Below are 14,785 nucleotides of genomic sequence, written 5' to 3' on the forward strand. Positions count from 1 at the left end.
GGGGGGGGGGGGGGGGGGTAGGTTGTGGCGTGTGTGCTCTCTTAAAAGATTTTTATCCATACCCCTTGTTTTGGGTGTGGTGTTTGCTGATGTGCGCGATGGGTTTTTTGTAGGGGGGCGGCTAGGTTTGACAAATGTGAGCCCTTCTTATGAAGCGCCACAGCACAATGCCTCTAATCCCTCTGATACCCAAGCTTTTGCCTTGCAACAGCAACTCAACGCCGATATTGACAAGCTTGTTGCCAATCTCAATAGCATAGCGATCAAAGCCATAGAGAATGCCTTGAAGAACAATAAGGAGACCTATAGGGCACAAAACAATCAGGTTTCTACTACAGGGGATGTAAACAACCTCGATCCGTTATCCACTCCGCTTTTAAATGGGCTTGAAAGCCAGGACAACGCTTTGGAGCAGACCATTGCACAAAAGATTGGAGCACTGGATGCGATGATAGCTAACAAACAGATTCCAGATACTCCAGAAATCCAGCAAGCCAGCACCGAGTATGCCAACATTCTAAAAGCCCTGCAAGAGGGATCTAAAAATTTAATCCATGAGATCAATGATGCGATCGATGCCTATAATAAGGCATTAGATGCAGCCAAAGCTGCCTACAAGAGCGCTCTTGAAAAACACCAACAAACCGCACAAGAAAACACCCAGTATCAGCAAAAAGAACGGGCTTATGATCAACAAAAGCAGCAATACAGTAAAGCTTCAGGAGTTGTCAATGATTACAACCAAACGCTAGACAACCTGATTCAAAACATCCGCGAGTATGTGCCCCAATATAACAATCAAGGAAACCAGATAAGCAATCCCCCTTCATGGCAGGCTTTCTTGAATAATCTTAAATCCATTAGTGGCAATCTTGATGCGATCAATGCAATGATTAGCGCCAATAAAGCGATACTGACAATGCCCTGGAACCCCCAAGAATTTAGCCAATACCAGCAAGATGGTTACCACGAAGCTCAAGGTAGCGCGTGCAGGGTGGATCAAAGTGCTGCTCAAGCTGCTGGTGGGTGGGGGCAGTATTTTATAAATTGCATACAAAACATGGTGCCCAAACTAAATCAAGGAATACTGCCCACCAATCCATACCAGCTCATAGAAGTCCAGTCATGGTTCTACCAAAAAGCGGTGTTGATCTCTGATTTGAAAAAGATCGGGGGCTATAGTGAAAACACCATTCAGAATGCTGAAGAGGGACTAATCAATGCATACCAATCTTACTTAAATGCTCTTAACACCTCTAGTTTTCCCACTCCTGGGCGAGCACACAACCCTTATCCAACCCCCACACCCCCGGGCAAACCTCCTCCCCCTATTAGTCCACTCCCCAACCCAAAATTTAGTTACAAATTTAGTTTTGCCAAGATTGCAAGTTTAAATGTTCCTCAATTTGCCACCCGTCCCAATTTATCAGGCATGGTGCATGCCTTTAGCAATGCCTTTTACCATGACATGGGCATCAATGGTAGTCTGGTGGCTAGCTACCAGCACTTTTTTAGCCAACATCTAGGGTTTTCCTTAGATGCTTTCCTAGGTTATGGCTATATACGCAGCCCTATTTATAGCCGCCTCTCATTCTTCAAAAACCTCCAAGACATCCAAATAGATGTCGGGGGGAATTTGATCTATGACTTCAATGTGCCTAAAAACTACCAATCTCCCTTGTTTTATGGAATGTTTGCAGGTGTGCAGGGAGGTAGCACCAACTTTGTGTTAGGTGCTGGGGATAAAAGTCTATGGCGCGCCTCTTACAATTTAGATGTGGACTTAGGTTTTAGGTTTCAGTTTTCAACAAATATCATCAAATGGGGAGTTGACATCCCTTTGATCCCCCATGAACTCAACTGGCAGGTAGATTCTACTCATCTGCAATTCGATCAAAATGCCAAAGACATCGGGATTTTCATGACCTATGAAAAATTGATCTTTTAAGGAGTATTGGTGAGGCTATAGACTTATTACAGAGGGGGCAGATGTTGCAACAGATTCTAGTCTAAAATAAACTTGAATGGCATTTAAGCCCATAGGTGTTGTATCCGTGCTCCCTGTGCACCCGCTACTATCTCTCAAATGCGTTGTGTGTGCCCTTGTATGGCTCTTGCGCTCTTTAAAGCGTGTGCGCTTCTAGAGCGTGTTGTCTTCCGTGGTGATATGAGCCTAAGCGCGCCCTGATCCTTGTAAGTTTGCCCCCCTGCCCCCCTCTTGGGGGCGCAAAGCTTAAGCACCCTTGGGCTTTAGCTTCGCTCAATTGCTTTTTAACGATCTCATAATATTCTTTAGACTTCTGGCACGCTGATAAAATCTAAACCCAAATGTGCACACGCCACCCCTGTGCTCCCACTCCCACAAAAAACAATCTAACACCACGCCTCACTAGGCACAATGGCTAAGCAATGCTCTAATATTTCTACAGGCTTTTGGGCGGCGTGGTGTTTGTACTTGGGGTTCATATAGATATGCTTGTATCCATAGCCATACCACTCTTTAGGGATTAGCTCCCCTTTAACGCCCGTTTTATGTTTCTTATAAATTACACTTAAAGGGTTGCCTAACTTCAACCATAGAAATATCTTAAAACAAGGGTTAAAGTGCAATGCGTAGAAAAGTAGAAAAGACAGCTAGTCGGGTGTTTGCCTACATCCGTGTATCCACAGAAAAGCAAGACATGCATAGCCAAGACCACGCCATAGAGTGTTACGCCCAACAACACAGACTTAGCATAGATGAGAAAATCGCCATTGAGATCAGCGCGACCAAGACACAGGCTAAAAGACGCATTGAGGAACTGAAAGCCAAGCTCCAAAAGGGGGATTTACTCATTGCCACTGAGATCAGCCGATTAGGGCGCACCATGCACGAGATCATCAACTTGTTGCTAGAACTGGATAAGCGGGGCGTTAAGTTTGTATTCATACGTCAACCCGAACTCTCAAATTGCAACAACGCCACTTCTAAACTCTTGCTAGCCATTTACGCCTATCTAGCAGAAGCAGAAAGAGAGCTCATCAGCGAACGCACTAAGGCAGGACTACAAGCACTCAAAGCTAAGGGAAAAAAGCTAGGATGGCAAAAAGGACGGCTACGCAAACACCCCCAATACGACCCACACCTAGACTACATCCGCGTGTTACGCGCTAAAGGATTAGGCTACATGGCTATCTACAAGATGTTGGATGTGCCTACCAAAGGCGTGTATGGCGGTTTTCTCAAGTGGTGCAAACGGCGAGGAGTTTGATCTCACACACGCGCAAATATAGATGACAATGCTGGTTAAAAAAGGAATTTTAAAGCGATCCTAGAGCGCGCCAGATGCCAACCCAACTGGCGATCCATGCTGTTTGGTGGGATATCTATGGTGATCTAAGCTTGAGTCTAAAGCCATCTTCGTGCAAATCACCCTGGGCGATTAACTGGTCTGCACCCGGATTGGTATAGTGCTTAGCTAGGATAATAAAATAAGCATTGTTGTGCACACCGATGAGATTGGGCTGAAAATAGGGGAATGTTTGGGGGTTTAGAATCCATGCTGTCACTTTGTTGTATGCCATGGCAAGCCTCTCTCCAGCTTTGCTATGCCATAAATCATAGCCATTCTCAAAAAGCAACTCCCCCGAGATCGTGAGCGCAAGAAGGGCAAAATTTGTGTAGGCTATGCCCTTGATACCCTTTGTGGGACCGCCATGGTAATTGCTCGTGTTGCTCCTAGTGATCGCATTGCCTATGACCCCATCGCTATCTATGGCTACAAATATCCACTCTTGCCATCTCTTGGCACTTTTTTGCAAGAGCGCGTTGTCACCTAGCACGAGCGCAGAAGTAATATCAAAGAGTATACCCCACGCCCCATGATTGGTATTAAGATGAGATTGCGAATAGCCCAACATTGCTTTGACAAACTTCTCATACTCCAGAATGGGGAAATCTTTTTTGATAAATACATATGCCATGTTCATGTAGGGCAAGTAGAAATTCACATTGTCTTGGCTTTGGTGTGTGTCTGCACTTTGCAGTGTTTTAGCCCAGGCATTCAAGATATATCTAGCTCTCAAGCCATATTGTTGATTCTTGCTAACATGAAAACCCAGGGCAAAATCATAGGCCATGGTGGCAGATTTTTTAAAACTCTTAGTGCATTGATCTGGTTGGCGCACCCCTGTGGGCGTGTAGTGGCGCTGGGCATTAAGGTGCGCACAGGGTCGGATTTCTTTGGTGAGCCTTGTAGCAAGATGGAGTTTCTCTGGCAAGTTTATCGCTTTAAAATCCTTAAAAAAGTAGTCTTGCTGGGCATGGGCTTGGGCACAAACAAACAATAAAGGCAAAACAAATCTCTTCATGTACCATCTCCACTTGGTGTATCACACCCATGTCTTAGAAACAAACCGGGTCTTAACCGGTTTTATAGTATGTTTTATAATATAATTCTAACATGGAATGTGTGAATTTAAATAGCGACTTAAGAGCAAAGGCTAATAGCTAGGGTTGCACTCACGGGATTTAGCCCCCTAACCTTAAGAAAAAGCTTAAACAGATAAACCCGCAAAAAAAATAGGAAATTGCCAAACCTTAAGCTTAAAAGTGCCGTTTTTAAACCGCACCCCACGAAACCCCACGATAAGGGCATTTCTAGGCATTTTCTCCCCCGTCCCTAACCCTTGCCAACCGCCTAAAATAGGGCACATATCGCTTAAACCCCTCTAAAATGCCCTACAATCGCTTTGACCCCCAAAAGAATACCGACAAGCACCCCCCCCTCATCTTTTCGTTTAACGAGGCTTCTACGAGGCTAAAAACGCCATTGTTTCTCTCAAGCAACGATTGACATAGCAGAAATCAAGTTTTGAGGAGAAACAACAAGGGCTAAAAGCTTCTAGCGTCTTTTGGCAAGAAAACGCTGGTTGGTTGAGAATCCATGTGCCTTGCAAGACTCGAGAGTCTTTGGATATTACGGAGTCTCTGTATGGCTTTTAGCCTTGTTGTCTTGTAAAAAAAACCTCCATTCCACTTAGTTTCACTTAGCCTAGGTGTATCTATGTGGAGTGGAGGTTTTTTTTGTTTGAGGTTTGGGGGTTTAGGGGGTATTTTCTTTAATTCCGCGCGCGGAGCACTGAGCGTGTGCTAGCACTCAGACTGCGCCTAGCGTCAGCGATTAGGTGCATAACACTGAAAGTGCGTGTAGCTACACGCGCATGGTGTAGCACGTAGTGCTTAGTGTAATTACGCGCGCGCGTATCTATAATGCGATTTTGAAAATTCACGGAGTGCCCTATTTATGGGCTGAAATTTACCGCGTGTGTGCTGAAGTTTTAAAAGTTGCACCTGATAAATCCCGTTTTTAAAAATACGATTTTGCGCTTTTTAGGGCTTTTTAGGGCTGAAATTAGAAAATTTTTAACGCAAATATTCAGTATTTTTTTAGATTTTTTGCAGTAGTCTTTTGAGCGAAATCGAACGAAATGAAAGGAGTTTCTTAAGATGAGAAAAAATAACTGGAGAGATGAAGTAAAACGCGTCCCCTTGAGTGAGGAGGATTTAAAGGAATGGCATTGTCTGAAACATCTTAATCGCATTGAGCCCATCGCGCCCAAAGAGGACGAGGCTAGGTTTGACGGCAAAACATGGGAGGAAGTCCAAGAGATAGTTTTCAACACGCCTATTGGCACACCGCTAGGTCAGTTTGAGGAGGAAGTTTCGTTTAGTGCGTGGGAAAACGCGTTTAGGGTGCGTGGCATGCTGGCTTCTAAGCTTTGTGCAATGGATGAGCTCCCTGATCCTGAGTTCTTGTTACAAGGTTTCAAAAGAGGCACTTGTGGGCTACTCAGCTCAAGCGGGGGGAGCGGTAAAAGCTTTTTGGCTCTAACAATAGCGATGAGTATGGCAGACACCACGCACACGCTCCCTAGTCTCAATGGTTTGGTGCAATCACGCGGGGGTGTGCTCTACTTGAGTAACGAGGATGATAAGGATGTGATTGATTATCGGGTGTGGCGCATTTTACAGCATAGGATAGATCAGGGCTTCATCACCAACCCCAACCCTGTGGCAAAGAGTCTAGATCATAACTTTGTTCCCATTGATGTTGTGGCGGGGTTTAGGAGAGAGGCAAAGTTTCTCATCGCAGAGGGCAACCGCGTTAAGAACACGGGACTAGCACGCGCCCTAGAAACATTGATTAAGGAGAAACGCCATAAGTATGACTTAGACATCAAGCTTGTCATCTTAGACACCCTTAGCCGCTTCCACGCCCTTGATGAAAACTCCAACAAAGAGATGACGCTTTTAGTAGGTCTTTTGGGAGATTTAGCGCGCTCGGCTAATGTCGGCATTTTGATGATACACCACAGCTCAAAGGCGGGCGCACTAAACTACAAGAATGAGAGTGTGAGTGCAAGAGGGGCGAGTGCTCTAGTAGATAATGTCCGCTACCACTTGACGATGAGCTCTGTAACGCTCCAAAAGAAAAGCAATCTCTCTAAGGACAAAGAGGAAATGGCGACTTTTGAGGAGGAGGATAAGCAAAACCTAGAAGCCATTTTGCAAAATGAGCCAAACAGGGATGAGGAGATAGAGAGGCTACAAGCAATCGCGCAAAATAAAGATTTAGTGCGTTTGAATCTCAGCAAACAGAACTTAGGAAAAAGTGCTATGCCTTTGTATTTTGCCCGTTTTAGACATGGAGTTTTAGATGTCGTTAAGGAGGAGGCCACCCCCGAAGATGACCTTCCTTTTTAAGAACCAAAAGCACGAGATTATAGCACAGGAATGTTGAGGAGTGTGTGAAAATGGCAACAAACATAGCAAGAGCATTGGAAGCATCGCAAGAGGGACGAACGCAAAAGAGAGTCAAGTTTAAACCCCCCAAAGAGTTTTTTACCACTAGCGTGGCGGAGTGTGGGACATCCTTATTCGCGCCCATTGACGAGCGAAAAAAAGGCAAGCAAAGCGATTTAGATCACAAGTTGCCAAGGGTGATTCAATGGAACAAGCGCAACTATAAGCTCACACAAACGCTTTTGAGGATGTCGCACAAGACAATCTTAGAATGCCTATTAGCCTTGAGCTGTGAGGAGAAATTCAAGGGCTTTGAGCCAAAGAGCGGGAAACTCAAAATCACCACAACGCGGTATGCCCTGACGCAATTAGTCTTTGGAGGGTGCTCACATCATTACTACAAATCTTTAGAACGGGGGCTAGAGGACTTACAACACGCGCGGATTGATGGTTGGGCGATTGTGAGCGATGTCATCAGCAAAGACACACAGCTAGAAGTTTGGCTATCTAAGGAGTATTTGGACTTCGTGCAAAAGGGCACTCCCATTGACAGGCGACACTATCACAACGGCTTTGCCACTCTCAAACAAGTCAAACTAAAACACCGCGCGGCTGTGGTTGCGATTTTGCAATCTGTGCTCAAAGACAAGCCACGATATGGAAAATACGGCTGGTTTGGACGGAGCTTAGAGGGAGTAATGCAAGAGCTTGACATCCCTGAGTTTTACACCCCTAGACAAGCCGTTGAGATCAAAAGCAACTTCAAAAACCAGCTTTTCCTAGATGTATTGATGGAGCACTTGCGTATTGAGGTTGTGCCTACCACAGATAGACGGGATTGGGTGATAAGACCGCACAAGATGAAAGTCAAGGAGCACACATGAGTAAATTCGCTATTAGTCTATCAAACCCGAGCAACTACCATGCGTTGGATCATTGGCAAGTCATAGGGCTTGAGAAGTGGCAAGATGTGTTGTTGCATGCAATCAGCTACGATGTTTCTGTGGCACACTTTAGCCTAGACTACTCTACTAAGCACCAGCGCAGTGGCGAGAATGTGTTAGCCTTGCACCCGTTTCTCTTTTACGATGTAGATAACGACAAGGATGGCAAGAAGCAACCACTAAGTATTAAGGGCGCGCGTGATCTGTTGGAGCGTTATGGCATTGCCTTTGGTATTGTGCCCTCACGCAACTACAAGAAACTCAAAGAGAATGATTCACGCCCTGATGTAGAACGCTTTAGGATTATCATCCCTCTTGAGAACCCACCACCCATTGAGCTTATTAAGGACAAAGAGTTGTTTCGCAAATTCCAAGAGATATTTGCGCAGAAGCTAGGGCTAATTGCCTATGTGGATGACGCACCTTTGAGAGATATGGCACGCTACTACGCTAGACACACAACACCACCACTAATAGACTCTATTGTCGTGCAAGGGCGTTTAACACGCGTGGATAAGATTTTTCAAATGGCAACACAAGAGCTCATCCAAGAACGCCAAGAGCAAGAGACACGCCGAGCAGAACACAAACCCTTTATACCGCCTAAATCATCGCAAACTACATCTAGTAGCCACGGACACATCGTTATCGCCGATAAGGACAGAATTAACGCTATTCACATCGCTGATCTCATCAACACGCTAGAGGGAATAGTGCGAGAATACAAAGAGGGGACTTATCGCATGATTAAAACCGCCACGGCTAAGTATTCTATCACAGATGATAACATCGCTTACGACTTTAAGAGCGGTAAGAAGTATGGCGTGTATGCCTATCTTGCAGAGAAATTTGACACACCCGTATGGAACAACATTGCCCGCAAATTAGGAAAGCTAATGGGCTGTGAGTTTCTTGTGCCTGATCCAGCCTTTTGTGTCGTGCTTAGAAACGCGATGGCTAGAGCGCATAGCCGACAAGAAGTAGAACGCACGCTCAAAGCGCATTATGGAGTGGGATTTGTTAGGTTTGAATACAACTACATCAGGGTAGCAGATCAGTGCTTAGACTATCCAAGTGCGGAAGACAGAAAACACTATTTAGCATTGCCACCTATCACTTAGAAGCCCCGCAGGGCAAACTATCAAACGAGCTTGCGAAGTGTTTGCGTAGTAATGGCTAGTTTACAAACTAACCAATCCTAAAGGGTATCAGTCGCAAGCTCCTTTNTTGAGCTTAAGGGGAGCTGAAAGATTGGGGGGTTAAAGAGAATTAAGCAAAAAACCTAGTCAAATTTAGTCTATTTGCCAAATAAAAGACCACCTATGTCAAAACCTAGAGTATAGGTTTGTTGGGGTTAAGAGTTGTTACCCCTAAGCAAGTCGTTAAGCCTGTCTATGTGGCTACCGAGTTGTTGCAATTCTTCGGTGATTTCCTCCAACTTTTGCTCCACTTTAGACAACCCGTTTTCCACTTCATCAACGAGATCACCAACATTGCTGTAATTATCCATGGCACACCAACCTTTTAAATTCTTCGAAGATATACAACCCATCGTGAGGGCCGGGGCTGGCCTCAGGATGGTGTTGGACAGAGAGAATGGGGGCGTTTTTGTAGCGCACGCCCTCGATTGTGTGATCGAATAAATTCTTATGCGTGATCGTCGCCACTTTGGCGATGCTCTCAGGCACGCAATAATTGTGGTTTTGTGCGCTCACTTCGATCCGCCTAGTTTGCAGATTTAACACTGGGTGGTTGCTCCCGTGGTGCCCAAATTTGAGTTTATAAGTGGGGTAGCCGTGCGCGATGCTTAAGAGCTGATGCCCTAGACAAATGCCAAGCATGGGGATTTGTTCTTGGATTAAAAGGCCGATTTCGTGGATCACGCTTTTTAAGCGGAGGGGATCGCCCGGACCATTGGAGAGGAGCACGCCAGCGATTTCACCCTTTTTATAGCTTTCAATCAAAGTTTGCGCCTTGGTGTCGTGGGCAAAACAAAGGGGCCTTAAGCCCACTTGGGCTAAGTTGTTTAAAATGTTATTTTTCACGCCCAAATCTAAGACCCCAATGGTGCTTGTGAGCGTGGGGGTTTGGTAGTTTAAGGCGTTAAAGTCGAACACGCCATGCGCGTGGGTAGCAGCGCGGTTAAAGGGCGGGATGAGATACTGCTCTGAAATGCCGCTAGAGACCTGCAATAATTTTTGCAACTCTTGCTTGTCTAGCCCATCGGTGGAGACCACCACGCCCATCGCCCCCTCATCTCTTAACATCCCCACTAAAGCCCTCGTGTCCAAGCCACTCACCCCCAAAACTCCGTGTTGTTGCAAAAACGCGCTTAAAGGCTGTTTGGCTCTAAAATTAGAGTAGCGGCTGGGGGTGTGGCGCACTAGAATGCCCGCACAAAAGCTACTTGGTGACTCCCTATCTTGCTCATTCACGCCCACGACGCCGACCTCTGGCGCGCTAAAGACCACAAATTGCCCCCGATAGCTCGGGTCGCTGATGACCTCTTCATACCCACTCATCGCCGTGTTAAACACCGCCTCGCCGATGACAACCCCCCTAGCTCCAAAACTCTGCGCTTCTAGGAACAAGCCGTTTTCAAAATAAAGCGTGGCTTTATTGAGCGTAGCTCTCATAAGAAGCCCTTGCGTCTTAACTCATCTTCATACATGCGCTCAAAGACTAGCTCGTATTCATCACTGCCTACGGGCAAGCGGCGTTTGTAGTGTTTGATCTTTTCGCTCACCTCTGTTTCCACGCTCTCATAGAGTTTGGCGTAGGTGTCGATGGACTTAAAAATCACATTGCGGATTCGATTCTCAGACACGGAAAACATGATCAAATCCTCGTCTAAGATTTTCTCTAAAATCTTATGGGAGAGCACATTACAGCGGTCTTCCCAACCCAAGACAAACCCCCTTTCAAGGGCGATCTGTTTTTTGATGTTCCAAAAGAGTTGCCTTTCATCCATGCGCATAAATTCTATCTGATCTAGGTTTTCCTCAAGTAAATCGCGCACGCGGTTGTCAATAGAGCTTTCTTGGCTGACATGCTCTTGCAACACGGCTTGCGCGATTTGGGTGAGTGTTTCTAAAGACCCCTTCAACTCCAAAAGAGGGGATCGGACCAAATCTTGGGTGATTTTACTCACGATATAGCGGACATGGTTAGCTTTTAATCTCATCTTCTACCCTAGCTTGTTAAGGTTAAGCCCTATTCTAACATAATCTAAAGTAAAGGGCTAAAAGATGCGGGCTGTAAAGGATTGGCTAGCTTTCTTAAAAGCTCGATTAGCTTTTATGTGTTAAAATTCGGCCTTTAATTTGAGGGTTTGCATGCAGGCACAGCGGTTTTACTTCCTTTTTTCTCTTGCAATCATCGCCATCATTGCGTTGCCTGTGGGGATTGCTAATCTCATTTTGGGCTTCATTTACCACGACTCGCCTTGCATTCAATGCTGGGGCGAACGCCAAAGCATGGTCTATATCGCTTTGGGGGGGCTATTTATCGTGCGCTACGGATTAAAGCCCAAATACATCGCCATGTTGGTGCTGGTGGTGTGTGGGGGGCTTTATCAGAGTTTTTATCACTTAGGCAACCACGCCCTAGAAGATGTTGGGCAGGGCTTTGCTCTAGCGATTTTTGGCCTACACACGCAATTTTGGGCGGAGCTTGTGTTTTGGGCAACTTTGTTGGTGCTAGGGCTTTTGCTGTTTAAAGCCCCCGGCTTTGAGTCTCAGAATCTACGCAAACTCACCCGCTCTAATCTTTGGGCTTTTGGGATTTTTAGCGCTCTCGTGGCTTCAAACATGGTGCAGGCCTTTATCTCCACAGGGCCCTTTCCCTATTTAGGGCATGGCGACCCGATCCGCTTTTCATGGCGCATGGCAGAAAATATTTGGAGCACAAGCAATTGGGGGCATATGGGCTTTCCTAGAAGGCTAGGCAAGCGTGTAGTTGATGGGCCTATTTTAGCTGATAGCTCTTATCAGTGGGAGAGCGATTATCGCAAAGCCCCCCTTGACATCCACAAAAGCCTAACGCTGCTACAAACCCAAGTAAGCCCGCTAAAATTAAACGCCCCCATCAGCGATTTAAACTTTTTGGCCTTTAAAGAAACCCCTAAAACCCCCAAACTTAGCTTGCTGCAAACCATCGATGCCGACATTTTTGGCAAATACACCGATGGGTGCGCCCCTGCACTAAAACCCCCGCCCTACACCTTTTCGCCCGAAACTTTTGCGGGCAACAATGCCCTTTTAAAGAACACCTTTTTGATCGCCACGCAAAAAGAGGGGCTGTATGTGGTCGATGAAAAGTTGCAAAAAATCCTAGCCCACTTGGTGCTAGACAAGCACTACTCGGTAACCGTGGAACATTTCGTGGGGGCCAACATGGTCGGCAACACGATTCGTCTCATGGGGACAAATAAAAGCAGTGTAGATGTGGCTTACAACCCCAAAGCCCACAACAACTTTGCCAACTTCCTAGAAGGGGCGCACCACTTTGACGAGATTGGACGTAGCCGCCTGCGCACCAGCCGGGCTTCAACCTACTATGTCCTGAGCGCAAGAAGCGATGGCACGCACACTTACATGCTCACGGTGCCTAATAAGTACCATAAACAACTCATCTTAGTGGGCATGCTCGATCAAGATTTGGGCTTGAGCTCTGAGGCAGTGTTGCGCCCCTTAAAAAACAACCCCCTTAAAAAAGGGCGCTCTTTAGGCGAGTTTTATATCACGGGGCTGGCCTTTTATCAAGGGCGGCTCTTTGCTCTAAGCAAGGCCTACAACGCCCTTTTAGTCATCAACCCCTACGATGCGACCATCATTGATGCCTACGGCTTACCCCCTAGCGTGAAAAACCCGACCGCCTTAACCTTTATCAACAACGCCTTGATTGTAAGCGGTTACGCCGACAAGCACGACATTTTTTACACGCTCGACATTTCTAATCTGTCGTTAGAATTGCCCCCGGCTGAAAAGCCCACCCTCAAAGCACCCATTTTACAAACGCATGGTTGCTAAGTTTCTCAAAGAGTGCATACCTCTCTTGCTCACTAGCCACCACTAGCGAGAGTTGCAGGCTCGTGTATTTGCCCTGCGCACTCTTGTTTTTCACGCACACTTGGTATTTCAAGGGCACAAGCAGGCTAGGCAGTTGCTCTAGGAGTTCTTGGGGTTTGTCTGTGATTAAGCGGTACTCCCACAAACATGGGTAGCTGATTGTGTTTTTAGAATCCATGCAAAATCTCCAAAAAATTTTGGGGGATTGGGGAGGGCTTATTTTTCACTAAATCGATGAAAGCCAATTTAATGTACATGCGAAAGAGAAGTTGCTCTTGTCTAAAAATCTCTTGCTTTAAATCTAAACTCACTTTTTTAAGCTCTAAAATTTGGGTTTTCACTTGCAAACAATCGCCCAAAAACGCGGGGGCGATGAACTCGGCTTGTAAGTTTTTAATCACAAAACGGCCTAGGCCATTTTGTGGGGTTGTCCCAGCCTTAAAAAACACTTCACTTCTAGCCCGCTCGCAAAACTTTAAGTAGTTGCTGTGATAGACCAACCCTGTGCTGTCTGTGTCTTCATAATAAACCCGAAATTGCATATTCTCCCTTTTAAAAACCTAAACCAGGCCATGCATTTGTAACGCTATGGCAAACCTTTACCCTATTCATGCTATTATATCGATTTTTCTTTTCCAATTTTAGCCAAGGAGAAAACGGTGAATAACTTTTCAAAGTTAGGCTTTATCCTAGCAGCTTTGGGCAGCTCGATAGGTTTAGGGCATATTTGGCGTTTCCCCTATATGGCTGGTACAAGTGGAGGGGGCGGGTTTGTACTCTTGTTCTTGGTGCTTGCTCTCACTGTGGGGCTGGCCATGCTCATCGCCGAAATGGTGATTGGCCAAAGTACGCAAACCGATGTCGCCTCGGCTTTTGAGCAACTTAGCCCCCAAAGATCCAAAAAATGGAAATGTGCAGGACTTGTACTCTTTACGGGTCCTCTCATTTTGTCTTTTTATGCGATTGTCTTAGGCTGGGTGTTTTGCTATTTGGTGGGAGTGAGTTTTAGCCTGCCCGCTGACATACACGCCTCTAAGCAAATTTTATTGGATTTAGAAAACTCTTTAGGCAAACAAATTGCGGGTTTGAGTGTGACGCTCTTTCTCACCGCTTGGATTGTCTCAAGGGGGGTTAGAGATGGGATTGAAAAATTAAACTTCGTTTTAATGCCCTTGCTTTTCATCATCTTTTTTGGCCTGCTTTTTTATGCGAGCACACAACCCTCTTTTAAGCAAGCCGTTAATTTTATGTTTGGGGTGCGCTTGGCTGACATCAACCACAAGGTTCTTATGAATGCCTTAGGGCAGGTTTTCTTTGCCTTAAGCATTGGCATTGGCATCAACATCTCCTATGCCTCTTCGACTGATCCTAAGCAAAATCTCTTGCAGAGCGCATTTTGGGTGGTCGTGCCCGGGATTGTAATCTCCCTTGTGGCGGGCTTGATGATTTTTACTTTTGTGTTTGAGTATGGCGATAGCCCCACTGAAGGGGCAGGGCTCATCTTTGTGTCCTTGCCCGTGGTCTTTTATAAAATGGGCTGGATAGGGAGTGTGGTTTTTATTCTATTCTTGTGCGCTTTGGCCTTTGCAGGGATCACCTCCACCATCGCGCTCTTAGAGCCGCCCGTGCAGTATCTCATCGATCACGACTACTCCCGCCCTAAGGCGACTTGGCTCACGACTTTAGCCATCTACATTTTGGGCGTGATTCTTGTTTTTTCTCTGAATAAAATCTACAAGCCCCATTTAAGTATCTTCCATAGGAACTTGTTTGATTTGGCAGATTTTTTCACCACATCGGTTTTAATGCCTCTGGGTGGGTTGGTGTCTGTGCTCTTTGTGGGTTGGGTCATTGACAGGGAAAAGTTGCACCAAATCACCTCCCACTTCTTAAGCGATGGCCTTTTTGCCTTTTGGCTCTTTTTAGTAAGGTTCATCGCCCCCTTAGTGATTTTAGTGATTTGGGCGGTGAAGATCATGCAAGGGTAG

Annotated in this window: 13 protein-coding genes; 7 read left to right on the top strand and 6 right to left on the bottom strand. The window is 45.9% G+C overall.

The genetic code is table 11. The features are described from left to right. Both HAL07_RS03030 and HAL07_RS03040 read left to right on the top strand, forming a co-directional pair. The coding region (locus HAL07_RS03030) for a hypothetical protein (protein WP_238374478.1) at positions 1-1,948 on the top strand (1,948 nt) is incomplete at its 5' end. Between the two features lie 661 nt (positions 1,949-2,609). Beyond that, on the top strand, positions 2,610-3,251 hold the full coding sequence (locus HAL07_RS03040; protein ID WP_015106117.1) for a recombinase family protein: 642 nt from the start codon (positions 2,610-2,612) through the stop codon (positions 3,249-3,251). 115 nt (positions 3,252-3,366) lie between these two features. On the opposite strand, the gene HAL07_RS03045 is transcribed toward HAL07_RS03040, so the two are convergent. After that, positions 3,367-4,350: an alginate lyase family protein gene (locus HAL07_RS03045; protein WP_053945079.1), complete on the bottom strand. Its 984-nt coding sequence runs from the start codon at positions 4,348-4,350 to the stop codon at positions 3,367-3,369. Positions 4,351-5,488: 1,138 nt separating this feature from the next. Here HAL07_RS03045 and HAL07_RS03050 point away from each other — a divergent pair. Genes HAL07_RS03050 through HAL07_RS03060 form a run of 3 tightly spaced genes read left to right on the top strand, consistent with a single transcriptional unit; the run spans position 5,489 to position 8,849 of the window. Then, the gene (locus tag HAL07_RS03050) at positions 5,489-6,745 is read left to right on the top strand and encodes an AAA family ATPase (RefSeq protein ID WP_053945080.1); all 1,257 of its coding nucleotides are present in this window, start codon (positions 5,489-5,491) and stop codon (positions 6,743-6,745) included. 50 nt (positions 6,746-6,795) lie between these two features. Beyond that, entirely contained in the window at positions 6,796-7,668 is an 873-nt protein-coding gene (locus HAL07_RS03055) for a hypothetical protein (protein ID WP_156295928.1), read from the top strand. Next, the gene (locus HAL07_RS03060) at positions 7,665-8,849 is read left to right on the top strand and encodes a hypothetical protein (protein ID WP_053945082.1); all 1,185 of its coding nucleotides are present in this window, start codon (positions 7,665-7,667) and stop codon (positions 8,847-8,849) included. The genes HAL07_RS03055 and HAL07_RS03060 overlap by 4 nt, the downstream gene beginning before the upstream one ends. 233 nt (positions 8,850-9,082) lie before the next feature. Here HAL07_RS03060 and HAL07_RS07915 read toward each other — a convergent pair whose 3' ends face one another. The 3 genes from HAL07_RS07915 to HAL07_RS03070 are packed head-to-tail and all read right to left on the bottom strand — an operon-like array spanning position 9,083 to position 10,912. Next, entirely contained in the window at positions 9,083-9,238 is a 156-nt protein-coding gene (locus HAL07_RS07915) for a hypothetical protein (protein WP_156295929.1), read from the bottom strand. Further along, complete coding sequence (gene carA, locus HAL07_RS03065) at positions 9,231-10,364, bottom strand: glutamine-hydrolyzing carbamoyl-phosphate synthase small subunit (RefSeq protein WP_053941474.1); 1,134 nt, start codon at positions 10,362-10,364, stop codon at positions 9,231-9,233. The genes HAL07_RS07915 and carA overlap by 8 nt, the downstream gene beginning before the upstream one ends. After that, complete coding sequence (locus HAL07_RS03070; protein ID WP_053945083.1) at positions 10,361-10,912, bottom strand: DUF507 family protein; 552 nt, start codon at positions 10,910-10,912, stop codon at positions 10,361-10,363. The genes carA and HAL07_RS03070 overlap by 4 nt, the downstream gene beginning before the upstream one ends. A gap of 151 nt (positions 10,913-11,063) precedes the next feature. Between HAL07_RS03070 and HAL07_RS03075 the strand changes: the two genes are divergently transcribed. Beyond that, a complete protein-coding gene (locus HAL07_RS03075; protein ID WP_053941476.1) occupies positions 11,064-12,758 on the top strand; it encodes a disulfide bond formation protein B in 1,695 nt (564 codons plus the stop codon). Here HAL07_RS03075 and HAL07_RS03080 read toward each other — a convergent pair. Next, on the bottom strand, positions 12,724-12,975 hold the full coding sequence (locus HAL07_RS03080; protein ID WP_053941477.1) for an HP0495 family protein: 252 nt from the start codon (positions 12,973-12,975) through the stop codon (positions 12,724-12,726). The two genes, HAL07_RS03075 and HAL07_RS03080, sit on opposite strands and share 35 nt — an antisense overlap. Further along, positions 12,965-13,339 (bottom strand): YbgC/FadM family acyl-CoA thioesterase, encoded by a 375-nt coding sequence (locus tag HAL07_RS03085; protein ID WP_053945084.1) that lies wholly within the window; start codon positions 13,337-13,339, stop codon positions 12,965-12,967. Before HAL07_RS03085 ends, HAL07_RS03080 begins: the two co-directional genes overlap by 11 nt. A 117-nt stretch (positions 13,340-13,456) precedes the next feature. Between HAL07_RS03085 and HAL07_RS03090 the strand changes: the two genes are divergently transcribed. Continuing rightward, positions 13,457-14,785: a sodium-dependent transporter gene (locus HAL07_RS03090; RefSeq protein WP_053945085.1), complete on the top strand. Its 1,329-nt coding sequence runs from the start codon at positions 13,457-13,459 to the stop codon at positions 14,783-14,785.

This window comes from Helicobacter ailurogastricus (assembly GCF_001282945.1).
Lineage (GTDB): Bacteria > Campylobacterota > Campylobacteria > Campylobacterales > Helicobacteraceae > Helicobacter > Helicobacter ailurogastricus.